Below are 15,923 nucleotides of genomic sequence, written 5' to 3'. Positions count from 1 at the left end.
ATCAGTATTGGAAAATCACCTTTTTTAATTATAATCAGTATTCTTCTCTATTTATTCAGCACCACTTAGTAACAACCAAATATATCTCGCTTCGTCTTCACTACCAGGTTCAAGTGTTTTATAACGTGGATATGAAATTGGCTTCACTTTAAATGTCATCAAATGAAGTACGTGGCTATTTGCTTTTGCAGCAAGTTTTCGCATTTCATCTAAGTTTGTTGACTCTCCATTTGATGCAGCTTCTTCTAGCTTCCAATCTAAGTACAGATAAGCGGCATCATGCTCGGACCCTTTTTCATATCGAACTAGGATTTCAGCAGCTTCATTGAACCGTTTCGCATGAATTAAAGAAGCTACCCCTTCGTATCTTGAGCCTTGATTGTCCGTTGGATTCATTTTTATTAAATCTAAAAACATCGATGCAGCATCATCATACTGTCCCATTTTAAACATATGAATACCGTAGGAAAAGGCAGCACGCATAAATGAGCGGTTCGGAATATTTTGCCAAGGTTGCTCTCCGACTTCGAACACGCGGCTTGCATTTTCAATTGCTTTTTCATAGAGTACGACAACTTTTTCAGGATTTTGCTCAACTTCAGCTTGTAGAAGAAGCACGTCCGGATTTTCAGGTCCAAGAATCGATGCCTTTTTTGCAAGATCACGTCTTTCTTCTTCAGTTGGTGCAAGATAAGCTTCATAGGCTAGGAGTTGTGCCCGTGCATCTGAAATACTTGGTTTTTGATTGGGTTGAACGACTCCGCCTGTTGTCATTGACGTTTCCCAAAGTGCTTTTTCCGTTGGGCGAGGATCTGTTCCAACATCATACACTCGCTCAGCAATTGGAGCATCTCCGCTCTCCATCATGTCTGAATAAAGGGAAGAGAGATGTTTACGGTACAATTCGACGCCACGCTCTTCAGCTGCAAACCGAGCGATGACTTCATCCACTTCGAGCCCTGTCTCCATCACTGCGCCGATATCGATTCCAGTGGACACAGCTGCAGCTAGATAGTCTCTTTCTTTAAGGACTTCTGCATCTTCATTTAAAAAGTAGGCTACAGACAGTTTATGCATTAATTCCCTTGATTCCGTTGTTTGTTCTAACTCTCGAAGAGCCGCGTCAAGGGCAGTTAACGTACTCAGTTGCGAAGGTGCAAGAACTTCTTCCACCAATTCATTCATCGATGCCATGCTGCGTTTTATGAGCAGCTCATAAATTTCAAGTGCGTAGTTGACGATAAAGTTTTCCGCTGTTGAATCCGGATGTTTTCCTCTTAATTCAATAAGCGATTTTTTTGTCTGTTTACTCCATTTTGCTAGAAAGAGCATCGACGAAATTGGCGCAATCGCATCGCTTCCTTTTCGAGGATCAAACAAAACAACACCAAACATCAATGAACCAATATCTGCGGGCATTCCATCATTTCGAGTAACATTATATTCGTTTTCACTAAAAAGTTCTTTCACTCTCATCTGACTCTTTTCAACACCTGTGATTTCTCCAAGTAAAACAAAAGGTTTATCCCATTGTTCTAATACGAACCGAGTTGCTTCACGAGGATTCTTCTCAAGCTGTGTCGTCAGATATGTATGCCAGCTATTTTGATCTTTTATAAATAAATAAAATTCACTAGATGCCTCTTCAATATCTTTCGTATCCCAACTTCCAGTTAACCGATTCACCCATGTCCTCATTAGAAGCATCATTTCTTCACGGTTCGAATCCTTTGGATACTGATCAAAATAACCTGTTAAAACACGGTCAAGTTCCTCATTGACAACGATATCCATAAGGCTTGAACTATCTTTACCACAGCATTTTTTATATTTCTTACCGCTTCCGCAGGTACAAGGATCATTTCGTCCAATCATGTTCTACCACCTCTTATTGACTATCATAACAGATGAGAAACAACCTATTCAAAAATACAGTTTGGTTTAAAAAAAGTCATGTAAGCATCTCTGCCCACATGACTTCACTACTATTATATTCGTTTCTATTTTACCTTCGTCCGATTAAGCCATTTATATTTAATGGCCATTAAATATATAACAATGCCAAATATAAACGTTATTGCTATAAAAACATACGGCTGTGAGTTTATGACAAATAACGGTGCAAAGGTAATAAGTAGTATTTCTACAGGTGCAATTGGAATATAAGCAAGCCCATAGTCATCCAATGTTTTACTCTTGGCATCTGGATCTACAATACGCAAAAGAGCCATTCCCATTGCAACCGTTCCAGTTGTCCAACCCCATGTGAAAATACCTTTTTCAAACCAATACTCACTGAAAAACCTTTTAGAAAGTATTGCAAAAAACACATAAGCATAAACCAAACCGAATGCAAAAAGTATAGTAAGCGGAATTATATAATCGAGCACAACAGACAAACTAATTGAAGCAATCCCAAATGCCACAAGTATATCTGTAGCACTACCACTAATTCTATTAATCACATCCACACTTACATACTTTTCCGAATCAGTTACATTCATAATCTTTTTAACGACCAAACCAACAAGAAAAGCCAAAGAAAATGCAGGTATTGCAACACTTGGTAGCAAAAGCACACCTAATTTACTTAAAAAATACCCACCCATTGCTATGATCATAACAATCGCTAAATGGAAAGCATACGGATCAATCGACATTGGAGAGACCGTATCTGTAATGGACTTTTTTCTAGATTCAAGTGGAATCAACCCAGTTCGCAGTTCATTCGGCAAATCATCAAAAGATGCAAGAAAAGAAGTATGCCCTTTTGCAGATCCTCGTTTAATAAATAGAATACCTATCGTTATCGCACTAATGATACCGATTGTTGCAGATGTCATCGCAAGAGAAGTAGCATCTTCCCAACCACTTTGTGCGAATGTTGAACCAATTGCTGCAGCCGTACCGTGACCACCAACAAATCCTGCCGCAAGAATTAATCCGAAGCCGGGATTTAAATCTTTCCAGAACGGGTTAATGAACAATAACGCAAAGATAAGCCCACCGCCCCAAAGCAACAGCATAGCAAGTTGTGAATAAGACCACATACTTCCCACTCTTGTTTTTATCGCGTTCCAGTCAATTCTAGGAGATACCAATGGCAGTGTTCCAAAAATGACTGCTATTAAAATCGCCGGATAGGTTTCAATTTGACTTGAAAAAGGCAGGATTCCAAATCCTTTTGGCCCAAATGTCAAACCGAGAATTCCGGCAATAATACTTGCAGGTAAAAACAATCGCTGCACAAAGCCGACTTTTGCCCGAATAACTGTCCCTGCAAGCAACAGCAAGCAGACGAGACCAATATCTGTGAATAAAACCCAAGGTGAAAACTCCATTTATATTCTCCTAACCAATTCAGCATTTTTACTTTAATTTCATTATCCAAGCAAATTGAGAGCGTTTGCACACAATATGTACGAAATGATTTCCAGCTTAATCAAGATAACATTTTTTATAGGGCAGGTAAACCTAATGGGTAATAACAGGAAAGTGGTGAACATTCAGAGGAATTAAAAAGTAACCCTCTCGTTTATTAAACGGAAGAGTTACAAATATATATCTATACTTTTCATTAGTCTCGTATCTATTATGTGGCGATATTCACTGGATTCGGTGGATTTACTTGATGTGGTGGTGCTTCATTTCCTTTGTTGAATAAGTTTTTAAACTTTCCGGATACCCCTAATAACTTTTGTTGCAAGTCGATTTCTGGCTCAAGATTTTTGATGCTCATTTGATATGAACGAATCATCGCAATGGTTACGATCGGGTCAACTATCGCTCTTTTTAATACAACTGTTAGAACATATGCCGCTATCACAGCAATTGCACCAGTGAAAAAGCCAAGCTCAGGTGAATTCAATGTCATAAGTTTACCAATCCCCATTAACGGAAGTGCGAATACTAAAAATGTAATAATACTAAATGCATAAATTAGTAGGACCGCGCCTGCAGCAGTCTTAATAATCCCTTTCCAACTTTGCGCGTACAAAACAACGCCGTCAGATGCCGATTTCCAAACTGTTTCATCACGCTCTTCATTTCTACGCAGGATAATGTAGCTCACTACAGCTTCATCGATGTAATTGAGACTCACAGACATTATTGAATTTAATATGCCGATAATGTTTTTTGCACCGGGAACAAAATTGAAAAACTCACCTACACGAAGCATCCAACGTTGAATTTGTTTCACCGCACCGTGTACTGCATTATCAATAACAAACGCTACGTTTGCTGAACCAAAATTTTTCTTCACTTGATCTTTACCATATGCTATTTGTCCTTTGCCATCAGGAATTTGACCGCTTCTAAGCAATTCAACAACCACGGATATATGTCCCACTTTCACCATGTACAACACATAACGCTCTAGGAACCTTAAGCCACCATAAATAACTCCGAACGCAAAGAGCATAACGATGATAAACGCAGCTGATCCTTCGCCAAACATTTTAAGCATTAGAAATCCGATTCCAATCATAATACCTAAAAAGAGTAAAGCCGCGAGTCCAAATATTCCATATATTAATATTCTGCTTAATAAAAAAGGCATCGTTTTTCTAACTAATTGCATAACAGTCATATTGCTACCTCCTTCTAGACAACTCTATCTTATAAACACTATGCTTCGATACTGGCTGTTATTCCGCTTCGTTCATGTAAAATCGAAATGAACAGAGCTGTTAAATATGTTTGAATTTATATTGATTTTGGCTCAGAATGTTTTTCAGCGATATTGCCAATGATTGGCAACTTAAACATTTTTCCTTTGTACGCCTGATAAATCAAGAACACTGCCAAGAAAAAGAATAATGGCCCTGCAAGTATCCAAAATCCGAATGATATAATTCCACCAATAAAGCCCAGTTTTATAACGCTTAAGATTGCGCCGAAAATCGATAAGCCAATTGCTAGAACAAACACCGTTGCTGTCAAAATAATAGATTGTATCGCATGAAAGCGAACGAATTTGTTTTCTTTTTCCATAAACAAAAAGACAATTGCAATGATCGGTGGAAATACATAACTTAATAATCCAGCAATATTTTCCTCAAGTCCTACTGCTGTCGGTTTTTTTACAACCGTCTCTTCCATAAAAATAGTTTGCTCAGATAATTCATCTCCAACACCCGGATTTATCTGCTTATTATTTGTCATTTGCAATTCCTCCCTTATTACTGTTCTTGTTTTTTATTTTATAGATGCAATGTTAAGTTAACGTTAAACACTGTTACCTTAATTGTCCCAGTATCTGTTAAAGGTATAGGTACGCATTACTCGTTTTGATATTTCTCTCTAGGTTCATCATACTTATAAATCACAAATGTAATCTTCGAAATATCCTCCTCTTCATTATCGACTTGGGTTATATAAATCCTAACCGCATGCTCAGCCAATTCTCCGCTTATTCGGGCTTCCTTTGCATTATTATTCTTATCCCTTTTTACTTCTAAAAAGTTTAGTTCTTTAAAAGCCTCATCATAGTAATCGTACATATCAATCCAAACTCCCGGGACTTGGACGTACGCTTCTATCGTCGTCTCTCCGTAACTGGAATCATAGCGATCACTCATAGAGTCTATAAGTGTACAGTCAGGCAGTAAGAAACCCATAGGAGCAAATTCAAGAAATTCAGTAATTGTTCGGTCGTTCATTTTCGGATCTTCAACAAATTCACCACAACTGCCTGATTGTGCGTTAACGACAGCCTTAAGGTTTCCATCGGATTTTCCATCTTTGGAATCTTCCTCAGTCGCATCCTCTTCTACGATTTCATCTTCCGGTTCCGCCTCCACTTCCACTTCTTCAATTCCATCCGCTTCACCAGGGTTCATACTAATCCCATCTTTTGATAGTTCTAACTTTCCGCCGTCTCCAAGCGGAATTGATATACATCCCACTAAAAGTGAGCTTGCAATTAGTATCGATAAAAATACGAGTACTTTTTTCAAAACGAACGCCCCCAATATGCTGTTTCTTTATATTTTATTCATTAAAGGTTAAGACTACGTTAAATTTATACAAAATAAAAAAACACCTCCAAAGGCCTACACGGCTTTTAGAAGTGTTTCTATATAATTAAGCGAGTTGCTGTTTTTTTTCGTAATTTGTAATATGGTCTTCATATTGAAAAGTTAACTCAATTTCATCCCAACCATTTAACAACATGTTTTTGTAATATGGATCAATTTCAAATGAATAGGACTTTCCATCTTCACCCGTAACCGTTTGTTCTTCCAAATTCACCTGAACTGAAAACTGCTCTTGCTGACCATTTGCGAGCAATTCTTCTACTTCGGAAATTTCAAGTCGAATCGGAAGCAATCCATTTTTCATACAGTTGCTATAAAAAATGTCTGCATAGCTTGGGGCTATTACAACACTGAATCCATAATCTAAAATCGACCAAGGTGCGTGTTCCCTTGAAGAACCACAACCAAAGTTCTCATGTGCGACTAATATTTTAGAGTTTTCAAAACGATTGTCATTTAAAACAAAATCTTTTATTTCAGTACCATCTGAATTAAATCTCCAGTGATAAAATAAGTATTTGCCAAACCCAGTTCGCTCAATACGTTTTAAAAATTCTTTGGAAATGATTTGGTCGGTATCTACGTTTTTGCGATTTAGTGGCGTAATGATGCTTTCTACTCTATTAATTGGTTCCAAGAAATCATCCCTTTCTAAAACATTAGCATTAATTTACTCTAGCAAGATTCTCTGTTCGAACATCCACGAAATGACCTGCAATAGCTGCGGCTGCTGCCATTTCCGGGCTTACCAAATGCGTTCTAGATCCCGCACCTTGACGCCCTTCAAAGTTCCGATTGGATGTAGAAGCACATCTTTCTCCGGAAGGCACGACGTCATCATTCATTGCCAAGCACATACTGCAACCTGATTCTCTCCATTCAAAACCCGCTTCAAGAAAGATTTTATCAAGCCCTGCATCTTCTGCTTGCTTTTTTACGGTACGAGAACCTGGTACAACAATTGCTGTTACAGATGGATTCACTTTCTTACCTTCAACAACTTTAGCCGCTGCTTTTAAATCACTTAGACGAGCATTCGTACAAGAACCTATAAATACATGTTGAATTTCAATAGATGTTAGAGGCATACCTTCTTCTAATCCCATATATGTCAATGCACTTTTCAGAGCTTCCTTGTCTGTTTCAGATTCGTAATCAGAGGCGTATGGTACATGACTCGAAATACCTGAACCCATCGATGGGTTTGTACCCCATGTTACAAAAGGTTCGATTTCACTCGTGTCAATTTCCAAGACCGTGTCATAAACTGCATCTTCATCTGTTGCAAGAGCAAGCCACTCTATAACTGCTTTGTCAAAATCCTCACCTTTTGGAACGTGGCGACGACCTCTCAAATATTCGATTGTCGTTTCATCTGGGCTAATTAGTCCAGCTTTTGCACCGGCTTCGATGGACATATTACAAACTGTCATTCGCTCTTCCATTGTTAAATTACGAATAGCTTCACCCGTATATTCAATAATATGGCCGTTCCCCATGTCAATTCCAAACTTCGCAATGATCGCAAGTATTAAATCCTTTGATGTTGCACCGAATCCTAGCTCACCCGTAACTTTAATTTCCATTGTTTTTGGTTTTGCTTGCCAAAGTGTTTGAGTAGACAATACATGCTCCACTTCACTCGTCCCAATTCCAAATGCAATAGCACCAAAAGCACCGTGTGTTGATGTGTGACTATCTCCACAAACAATTGTTTTACCAGGTTGTGTAAGTCCGAGTTCCGGCCCAATGATATGAACGATTCCTTGATCGGGATGATCCATATTCGCAAGCGGAACACCAAACTCATCACAGTTCATTTGTAAAGTTGAAATTTGCTTTTGTGCAATCGGATCTGTTATTGCATCCCGATTACGCGTTGGTACATTATGATCCATAGTCGCAAAACATAAGTCTGGTCGACGAACGGAACGGTTTGCAAGCCGTAGCCCCTCAAATGCTTGAGGGGAAGTGACTTCGTGCAACAAATGAAGGTCTATATAAAGTAAGTCTGGTTTTCCCTTTTCTTTATATACAACATGCTGATCCCAAATCTTTTCGATAATTGTTTTAGCCATTTTCCACTTCCCCTTTCCTTAAGCGTACGTATACATAATACAGTCTGAAACGGACTGTGTATCAAGTTCATCTATTACTTTATCTGTCCATTCTTTAGTCGATAATACCCGTTGTCCTGCCATTGCCAAATCTGCTGTGAAGAAACCATCTTCAAAAACTGCATTCACCGCTTCTTCAATTACCGCGGCTTCGGTATCCATTCCAAATGAATATTTCAACATCATTGCCGCTGACAAAATTGCCGCTGCTGGATTTGCTTTTCCTTGTCCGGCGATATCTGGCGCTGAACCATGTACCGGTTCATATAAACCGAAACCGTCGGAACGTAAACTTGCTGATGGCAACACACCAAGTGACCCTGTTATAACGGATGCTTCATCACTTAAAATATCACCAAACATATTTTCAGTAACAATAACATCAAATGCACCCGGATTTGTAATTAGTTTCATCGCAGTTGAATCGACCAACATATGCTCAACCTCAATATCGGGATACCCTTTTTTCTTTTCTTCAACAACTTCACGCCATAACTTACTCGTTTGTAAAACATTCGCTTTATCAACAGAAGCTACTTTACCTCTACGGAGACGTGCAAGTTCAAATGCTTTTTCAACAATACGCTCAATTTCTTCTCTAGTGTAGACGAGTGTGTCTACAGCGGAATTTTCTGTGCGTCGGCTTGGTTCACCAAAATATAAACCGCCTGTTAATTCTCTCACGATGAGTAAATCCACATTCTTGGCAACTTCTTCTTTTAGAGGAGATGCTTGGAGTAGGGATGGCACAGCCTTTACCGGCCGTAAATTAGCAAATAAACCGAAATGCTTTCGAATTGCTAATAATCCTTTTTCTGGACGTATATCTGATGGTGACTGATCCCACTTGGGTCCACCAACAGCACCGAGAAGAACTGCATCACTTTCTTCACAAAGAGCAATTGTTTCATTCGGCAAAGGATTGCCATGCTTATCGATAGCAGAGCCGCCAATTAAGCCATGTGTAAATTTAAATGTGTGATTGAATCGTCTTTCAATTACTTGAAGAATTTTTACTGCTGCCTCTGTTACTTCTGGTCCAACACCGTCACCTGGTAGAACTGCTACTCTTTTTTCCATAATGAGTTCTCCTCCTTATTTTTTTGTTATCAATTAAATACTAGTTACTTTGTTTCCCACATAGTCATTTACAAGATGTCGATTTACAGCATTTAAATACGCTTTGGCGGATGCTTCCAAAACATCTTGTGCTGTATCACGCCCTGTAATTGCTTGACCATTGATACTCAAGTTTACAACTGCTTCAGCAAGTGCATCTCGCCCTTTACTTACCGATGAAACGCGGTAATCAAGAATATGAACTTTTCCTTTGACGAGATTTTCTAACGTATTAAAAATCGCTTCTACCGAACCAGAACCTGTCGCCTCTACTGTTACGGACTCACCCGTCGGAACAATAGCTGAAACCGTTGCTGTTGGTGTATTAGCAGTCCCATATTGCACTTGCACATTCGTTAATTTATAAATCGGTGTATCTTTATATTGAATTTGTTGATCCGTAAATAAGATGAACAAGTCTTCTGCTGTAATTTCTTTTTTACGGTCTGCCAACTTTTTAAATTCAACGAATGCTTCATTTAACTTCTCATCACTTAAATCGAAGCCCATTGTAATTGCTCGATCACTAAAGGCGTGTCTTCCAGAATGCTTACCTAAAGCCAGCGGTTCAACAGTTGCCCCAATTAATTCGGGAGTAATGATTTCATAGGTTTCACGATTTTTCAACATGCCGTCTTGGTGAATACCGGATTCATGCGCAAATGCATTTTTCCCGACAATCGCCTTGTTCGGCTGGATGACAACACCCGTAAGCTGACTCACGAGTTGACTTGTTCGTTTAATCTCGTTCAATTTCAAATCTGTTTGAACGCCGTATATGTCTTTACGAATATGAAGTGCCACGGCTATTTCTTCAATTGCGACGTTTCCAGCACGCTCTCCAAGACCGTTTATTGTACCTTCAATTTGATCGGCACCATTTTCAATAGCTGCGATCGTATTTGCAGTAGCCATTCCTAAGTCATCATGACAATGAGCGGAAAGTTTAACTTTTTCAATTCCAGTGACATTCTCTTTTAAATACTTGAACAATGCACCGTACTCGGCAGGCGTTGCATAACCAACAGTATCTGGAACGTTAATGGTTGTTGCACCCGCACGTATGACCTGATTAATTATTCTGACTAAAAACTCTTTGTCTGAACGAAACGCATCTTCAGCAGACCACTGCACAAGAGGGAAAAATTTACTAGCGTATTTAACAGCTTCCACTGCTATGTCAACAACTTGATCAGGTGTTTTCATAAGTTTATATTCCATATGAATCGGTGAAGTTGCTAGGAATATGTGTAAATGCGGTTGTTCTGCACCACGCAGTGCATCCCATGACCGATCGATATCACTCTTCATAGCACGGGCAAGTCCCGTTACGGTTGAGTTTTTAACCATATTTGCTATGCGCTGTACAGCATCGAAATCACCCGGGGATGAAGCAGGAAAACCTGCCTCAATGATTGTTACCCCGAACTTTTCCAGTTGACGAGCAATTTCTATTTTTTCAGCTGTGTTTAAATTAATACCAGCAGCCTGTTCACCGTCGCGAAGCGTCGTGTCAAATATGTCGATTTTCCGCACTTACTACCCCTTCTTTCTGTTTCAGATTCAGCGTTGGTTAACAAACGGCATCATATCACGAAGTTTCTTACCTACAATTTCAATTTGATGTGCTTCTTCTTTTTCAGTTATTGCATCGAATTGTGGACGATTGTCTTCATTCTCTTTAATCCATCCTCTTGCAAATTCTCCAGATTGAATTTCAGCCAGAAGCTCTCTCATGCGATCTTTTGTTCCTGCATCGATGATACGATCTCCTGCAACATAGTCTCCCCATTGCGCCGTATCCGAAATCGAATAACGCATTCCTGAAAGACCACCTTCATACATAAGGTCAACAATCAATTTAAGTTCATGCAATGTTTCAAAGTATGCAAGTTCTGGCTGATATCCAGCTTCTACAAGAATTTCAAAACCTGCTTTTACAAGTGCAGTTGTTCCACCACAAAGAACCGCTTGTTCACCAAAAAGATCTGTTTCAGTTTCTTCCTTAAATGACGTCTCAAGTACACCAGCACGCGCTGATCCAATTCCTTTTGCATATGCAAGGGCAACATCTTGTGCATTTCCTGATACATCTTGATAGACCGCGAACAATGCTGGTACTCCTGCACCCGCTTCAAATGTTCTGCGAACAAGATGTCCCGGACCTTTTGGTGCTACTAAAAATACATCCACATCTGCAGGTGGTTTAATTTCATCGAAGTGTACGTTAAAGCCGTGTGCAAATACGAGTGATTTCCCCGCTGCTAGGCCTGGTAAGATTTCTTCATTGTAGACTTTCTTTTGTCTTTCATCTGGAAGCAAAATCATAATTAAGTCCGCTTGCTCTGAAGCTTCTTTAACAGATGCTACAGTCATACCGTCTTCTTTTGCTTGGTCAAATGATTTACCTTCGCGTACACCAACAACAACATCGAATCCTGAATCTTTCAAGTTGCGTGCGTGTGCATGACCTTGTGAACCGTATCCGATTACTGCGATTTTCTTTTCTTTAAGTACGCCTTCGTTAATATCGTTGTTATAATACATTTTAGCCATTGTCATTTCCTCCTAATAGTTGGGTTTTAGTTTTATCTATTTTATATTTAAGGCCCCGATACACAATACTGTTGAATGTATTCCCCTTCAACTTCCATCAATATCGGAGCACAATAAAACTCTATTTCAAAATGGAAAGCTGCGGTGAATGAACTTTCTGTGTCTCACGAACAAATGCTGTTGCACCCGTTCTTGATAAATCTTTAATGCCGTACGGTCTTAGTAAATCAATAAACGCTTCAATCTTGTCTGGATTTCCAGTCACTTGATACGTAATCACATTTTTACCTGTATCAATGACCGTTGCTCTAAAGGGTTCAATGATACTGTTCATTTCAGCTCTTATGTGAGGCGGTGAAACGACTTTTACTAAGGCGAGTTCACGCATGACAATCGCCATATCTGTAATGTCATTCACTTTTATAACATCGATTTGTTTTTGAAGCTGTTTCGTAAGTTGCTCAACTTTTCTCTCGTCTTCGACGTTTACAATAAACGTCATTTTCGACATTCCTGGTTGATCCGTGTGTCCGACCGTAATGCTTTCAATATTGAACTGCCTTTTCATGAGCAAGCCGGTCACTCGGTTCAAAACACCACTTTGGTTAATTACCGTTACGGTGATTACTCTTTTCATTTACGGCTCACTCCAATCATTTCATGTAACCCCGTGCCCGGAACAACCATCGGATAGACGTTCTCTCGTTGGTCAACGCGACAGTCGATAAGCACTGGTTCATCCGACAGCAAGGCTTCTGTGAAAATCGCTTCGGCTTGATCTGGTGTTTCTATTTTGTATCCCTTTATGCCATAGGCTTCTGCCAACTTCACGAAATCCGGTTGTACAGATATTAAGGACTGCGAATACCTTTTCTCGTAAAATGTTTCCTGCCACTGGCGTACCATTCCTAGACTTTCGTTATTCAAAATAACGACTTTCACAGGTATGCGTAACTCCTGTAGAAGGGATAATTCTTGTAAAGTCATTTGGAAACCCGCATCTCCAACAATGGAAACGACTCGGGCATTTGGTTTGGCAAGCTGTGCACCAATCGCTGCTGGGAAACCGAATCCCATCGTTCCAAGGCCACCTGAAGTCACCCAATGATCTGGGTTGTTAAACGAATAATATTGCGCCGCCCACATTTGATGTTGACCAACATCTGTTGTAACAATTGCATTACCTTCAGTTATCCGGTGGATGATTTCAATTGCTTGTTGCGGTAGTAATCTCTCTTTATCTTCTGTGTCATACCATAGTGGATAGTCTTTAGTAGATTTCTCCAAATAGGAAACCCATTCCGCCGTATCCGGTGATTCAAAACTTTGTTTCAATAATGCTTGAAGTGCTTCTTTTGCGTCCGCTACAATCGGAATTTCCGTTGGAACGTTTTTCCCGATTTCAGCAGGGTCAATATCGATATGAATGACTTTTGCATTTGGCGCAAACAAGTCTAAATTCCCCGTGAGACGATCATCAAAACGTGCTCCGATATTCACAAGTACATCACACTCATAAATGGCCATATTTGATGCGTACGTTCCATGCATACCCGCCATTCCTAAAAACAATTCGTGATGACCGGCTATGCTACCTAAACCGAGCAACGTATTCGTTACAGGAATTTGATGGAGTTCTACAAATTCTTTTAATTCGTCCATTGCTTGTGCATGCAGGATACCCGCACCTGCTAGGATTAACGGTTTTTTCGCTTCTCCAATTGCTTTACACGCCTTTTGTATTTGCAAATAATTCGGCGTTGTTGTTGGCTGATATCCGGGTAAGTTCACTTCTATTTCATCAGTAGATGTAGGAATGAATAATTCCATTGCAATATTCTTAGGAATATCAACGACTACCGGACCTCGACGTCCAGTTGAAGCGATATGGAATGCTTCTTTTATTATTCTAGGTAAATCTTTTATATCATTCACCTGATAATTATGTTTTGTAATGGGTTGGGTAATTCCGATTATGTCCGCTTCTTGGAAAGCATCCGTTCCGATAACTGCTTTCGCAACTTGACCTGTAAATACAACGAGTGGTAAGGAGTCCATCATCGCGTCTGTGATGCCTGTGACCAAGTTTGTTGCTCCTGGACCAGATGTAGCTATAACTACTCCAGTCTTCCCGGAAACACGCGCATAACCTTCAGCCGCATGAATTGCACCTTGTTCGTGACGAGCAAGTATGTGTGGAATTGGATTTTGGTAAAGTGCGTCATAAATTGGTAATACCGCACCCCCCGGATAGCCGAAAATAACTTCAACGCCTTGTTCCTTTAAAGCTTGAATGAGTACAGCAGACCCATCTTTCATTTGTGTAGATTGTGTTTGTTCTTCACTCGAATTCGTAGGCTCTTCCAATACAACTTGGTCTTCCTGAACTTTCGCATTCATCAACTAACTCCTCCTTCTTGTTTTATATAATATCTTTTCAACAAAAAAAGCTTTTTCATCCCACGCAAAGAAATAAATCTTTACATAGGGATGAAAAAGCAAGTTCATGGTACCACCCTTGTTCGCAGCAAAATTGCTACCTCGTGAATAGACTAAGTCCATTCGGTTATAACGAGCGCAAATTTCTTTACGCCCGGGTCTACATAATCAGTTTCCTTTTCAGTAGTCCACTCCGAGGTGATGTCGTAAATAGTTGTATTGCCGGCTTCCAGCACGACCGGCTCTCTGTTAATACAAAGTTCTATTTACTTTTGCCTCATCATTGTTTTAATTATATGAAATTATTAATTAATTTAAATTATTAGTTTGTGAATAAAATCACTAACTGATTTGGATTGTTGTTATCATATCCCGGAAAAGAAGAAGAGTCAACACTTTAATCCAAATTGTTTAGCAATTATGAATTCCAAATCTTACTGTATCCGCTTTCAACACTGTTAAATCAATAATTACGAAAATGTTAATAATTTAAATAACTTTAATAAAGATTGTTTACTTTGAATTAAGTGATGAATGAAGGCTTTAACCGACAAAAGAATAGTGCTTGTCACAACTGCATATAATTACAATCTAACTTTCTTTCTTAATCTACAAAAATATTCTTTTACGTTATGAGGAGTTTTAATTATGGGCATGCTGTGAAAAGAATTTGAATACCTATTACTCAGCAGGCGGTGGTATAAATCTTGAGTAAAGTGACTAAGAAAAAGATGTTGTTGTGGATTGTTGGCGGATTCGTCATTTTACTACTTAGTGGAGGCGGCTATCTATTAATGATGTACATGAATTTAACAGATACGGTAGAGATGATGCATGAACCAATTGAACGTGAACTATCAGACATGCGAGAAAAACCAATCGTTTTTAAAGAATACGACCCTTTTTCAGTACTTGTACTCGGTGTAGATGAACGCGAGAATGATAGTGGACGTTCCGATACAATGATTGTTTTGGCGGTAAATCCTGTTTTGAAGTCAACGAAAATGGTAAGTATTCCACGCGACACCTTTACGGAAATTGAAGGTAAAGGAGTTAAGGATAAAATCAATCACGCATATGCTTTCGGTGGCATTGAGATGGCTATGAAAAGTGTAGAACACTTACTTGATATTCCAATTGATTATGTAGTCCAAGTGAATATGGAAAGCTTTAAAGAGATTGTCGACGCGGTTGGTGGTATTACAGTAAATAACATGCTCAATTTCAAAGTAGGTGATGAATCCTTTCAAAAAGGACAACTGTCACTGACTGGAGAAGAAGCACTCACTTTTGTTCGGATGCGTTACGAAGATCCCCGCGGAGATTTTGGACGACAAGATCGACAAAAGTTAGTCATTCAAGCGATTTTGAAACAAGGAGCATCCGTGAATAGCCTATTGAACTATAAAAGTATCTTTAGTGCAATCGGCACCAATGTCAAAACGAATATGACTTTCGAGGAAATGATAGATGTACAAGCAAACTATCGCGACTCAGTAAATAGCATCGACCAAATTTATATTAATGAAGGTCACGGAAAAATGATAAACGACATATGGTATTACATTATGAATGACGACGAACTGGTTCGTACACAAAATGAGTTAAAAACTCACTTGGAACTTTAAAAAAGTCCTGACTACTAAAATGC

13 protein-coding genes and 1 other annotated feature are annotated in these 15,923 nt (G+C 39.2%); of the genes, 1 reads left to right on the top strand and 12 read right to left on the bottom strand.

From position 1 onward, the window contains the following. Window positions 1-51 precede the first annotated feature (51 nt). From ACP8HH_RS01120 to ilvB, 12 genes are all read right to left on the bottom strand, one after another. The gene (locus ACP8HH_RS01120; protein WP_438314673.1) at window positions 52-1,875 is read right to left on the bottom strand and encodes a tetratricopeptide repeat protein; all 1,824 of its coding nucleotides are present in this window, start codon (window positions 1,873-1,875) and stop codon (window positions 52-54) included. 125 nt (window positions 1,876-2,000) lie between these two features. After that, window positions 2,001-3,341, bottom strand: coding sequence for a sodium/glutamate symporter (locus ACP8HH_RS01115; protein ID WP_438314670.1), 1,341 nt, complete (start codon window positions 3,339-3,341; stop codon window positions 2,001-2,003). 251 nt (window positions 3,342-3,592) lie between these two features. After that, window positions 3,593-4,591 carry a hypothetical protein gene (locus tag ACP8HH_RS01110; RefSeq protein ID WP_438314667.1) on the bottom strand — a complete coding sequence of 333 codons (999 nt, stop codon included), beginning with the start codon at window positions 4,589-4,591 and terminating at the stop codon, window positions 3,593-3,595. A 116-nt stretch (window positions 4,592-4,707) separates the two neighbouring features. Further along, window positions 4,708-5,166, bottom strand: coding sequence for a DUF4870 domain-containing protein (locus ACP8HH_RS01105; protein ID WP_438314665.1), 459 nt, complete (start codon window positions 5,164-5,166; stop codon window positions 4,708-4,710). Between the two features lie 116 nt (window positions 5,167-5,282). Beyond that, window positions 5,283-5,960, bottom strand: coding sequence for a hypothetical protein (locus tag ACP8HH_RS01100; protein WP_438314662.1), 678 nt, complete (start codon window positions 5,958-5,960; stop codon window positions 5,283-5,285). A 127-nt stretch (window positions 5,961-6,087) separates the two neighbouring features. Continuing rightward, window positions 6,088-6,678: a 3-isopropylmalate dehydratase small subunit gene (leuD, locus tag ACP8HH_RS01095; RefSeq protein ID WP_438314660.1), complete on the bottom strand. Its 591-nt coding sequence runs from the start codon at window positions 6,676-6,678 to the stop codon at window positions 6,088-6,090. A gap of 28 nt (window positions 6,679-6,706) precedes the next feature. After that, the gene (gene leuC, locus ACP8HH_RS01090) at window positions 6,707-8,119 is read right to left on the bottom strand and encodes a 3-isopropylmalate dehydratase large subunit (RefSeq protein WP_438314657.1); all 1,413 of its coding nucleotides are present in this window, start codon (window positions 8,117-8,119) and stop codon (window positions 6,707-6,709) included. Between the two features lie 18 nt (window positions 8,120-8,137). After that, window positions 8,138-9,238, bottom strand: a complete 1,101-nt coding sequence (gene leuB / locus ACP8HH_RS01085) for a 3-isopropylmalate dehydrogenase (RefSeq protein WP_438314654.1) — start codon at window positions 9,236-9,238, stop codon at window positions 8,138-8,140. 33 nt (window positions 9,239-9,271) lie between these two features. After that, window positions 9,272-10,813: a 2-isopropylmalate synthase gene (locus ACP8HH_RS01080; protein ID WP_438314651.1), complete on the bottom strand. Its 1,542-nt coding sequence runs from the start codon at window positions 10,811-10,813 to the stop codon at window positions 9,272-9,274. Window positions 10,814-10,840: 27 nt separating this feature from the next. After that, window positions 10,841-11,833 (bottom strand): ketol-acid reductoisomerase, encoded by a 993-nt coding sequence (gene ilvC, locus ACP8HH_RS01075; RefSeq protein ID WP_438314648.1) that lies wholly within the window; start codon window positions 11,831-11,833, stop codon window positions 10,841-10,843. Between the two features lie 121 nt (window positions 11,834-11,954). Further along, a complete protein-coding gene (ilvN, locus tag ACP8HH_RS01070; protein WP_438314645.1) occupies window positions 11,955-12,470 on the bottom strand; it encodes an acetolactate synthase small subunit in 516 nt (171 codons plus the stop codon). Further along, window positions 12,467-14,233: an acetolactate synthase large subunit gene (gene ilvB / locus ACP8HH_RS01065; RefSeq protein ID WP_438314642.1), complete on the bottom strand. Its 1,767-nt coding sequence runs from the start codon at window positions 14,231-14,233 to the stop codon at window positions 12,467-12,469. The genes ilvN and ilvB overlap by 4 nt, the downstream gene beginning before the upstream one ends. A gap of 83 nt (window positions 14,234-14,316) precedes the next feature. Continuing rightward, window positions 14,317-14,565: a binding site (T-box leader), on the bottom strand. A 438-nt stretch (window positions 14,566-15,003) separates the two neighbouring features. Here ilvB and ACP8HH_RS01060 point away from each other — a divergent pair. Next, on the top strand, window positions 15,004-15,900 hold the full coding sequence (locus ACP8HH_RS01060; RefSeq protein ID WP_438318951.1) for an LCP family glycopolymer transferase: 897 nt from the start codon (window positions 15,004-15,006) through the stop codon (window positions 15,898-15,900). Window positions 15,901-15,923: the final 23 nt, after the last annotated feature.

Source organism: Sporosarcina sp. FA9 (assembly GCF_051550205.1).
Lineage (GTDB): Bacteria > Bacillota > Bacilli > Bacillales_A > Planococcaceae > Sporosarcina.
Note: the sequence above shows the minus strand (reverse complement) of the source record. Positions and strands in the feature narration are given on the sequence as shown.

Coding starts and splice junctions, on each gene's coding strand:
- ACP8HH_RS01120 (WP_438314673.1), bottom strand. CDS start 1,875: ATGATTGGACGAAATGATCCTTGTACCTGCGGAAGCGGTAAGAAATAT.
- ACP8HH_RS01115 (WP_438314670.1), bottom strand. CDS start 3,341: ATGGAGTTTTCACCTTGGGTTTTATTCACAGATATTGGTCTCGTCTGC.
- ACP8HH_RS01110 (WP_438314667.1), bottom strand. CDS start 4,591: ATGACTGTTATGCAATTAGTTAGAAAAACGATGCCTTTTTTATTAAGC.
- ACP8HH_RS01105 (WP_438314665.1), bottom strand. CDS start 5,166: ATGACAAATAATAAGCAGATAAATCCGGGTGTTGGAGATGAATTATCT.
- leuC (WP_438314657.1), bottom strand. CDS start 8,119: ATGGCTAAAACAATTATCGAAAAGATTTGGGATCAGCATGTTGTATAT.
- leuB (WP_438314654.1), bottom strand. CDS start 9,238: ATGGAAAAAAGAGTAGCAGTTCTACCAGGTGACGGTGTTGGACCAGAA.
- ilvC (WP_438314648.1), bottom strand. CDS start 11,833: ATGGCTAAAATGTATTATAACAACGATATTAACGAAGGCGTACTTAAA.
- ilvN (WP_438314645.1), bottom strand. CDS start 12,470: ATGAAAAGAGTAATCACCGTAACGGTAATTAACCAAAGTGGTGTTTTG.
- ilvB (WP_438314642.1), bottom strand. CDS start 14,233: ATGAATGCGAAAGTTCAGGAAGACCAAGTTGTATTGGAAGAGCCTACG.
- ACP8HH_RS01060 (WP_438318951.1), top strand. CDS start 15,004: ATGTTGTTGTGGATTGTTGGCGGATTCGTCATTTTACTACTTAGTGGA.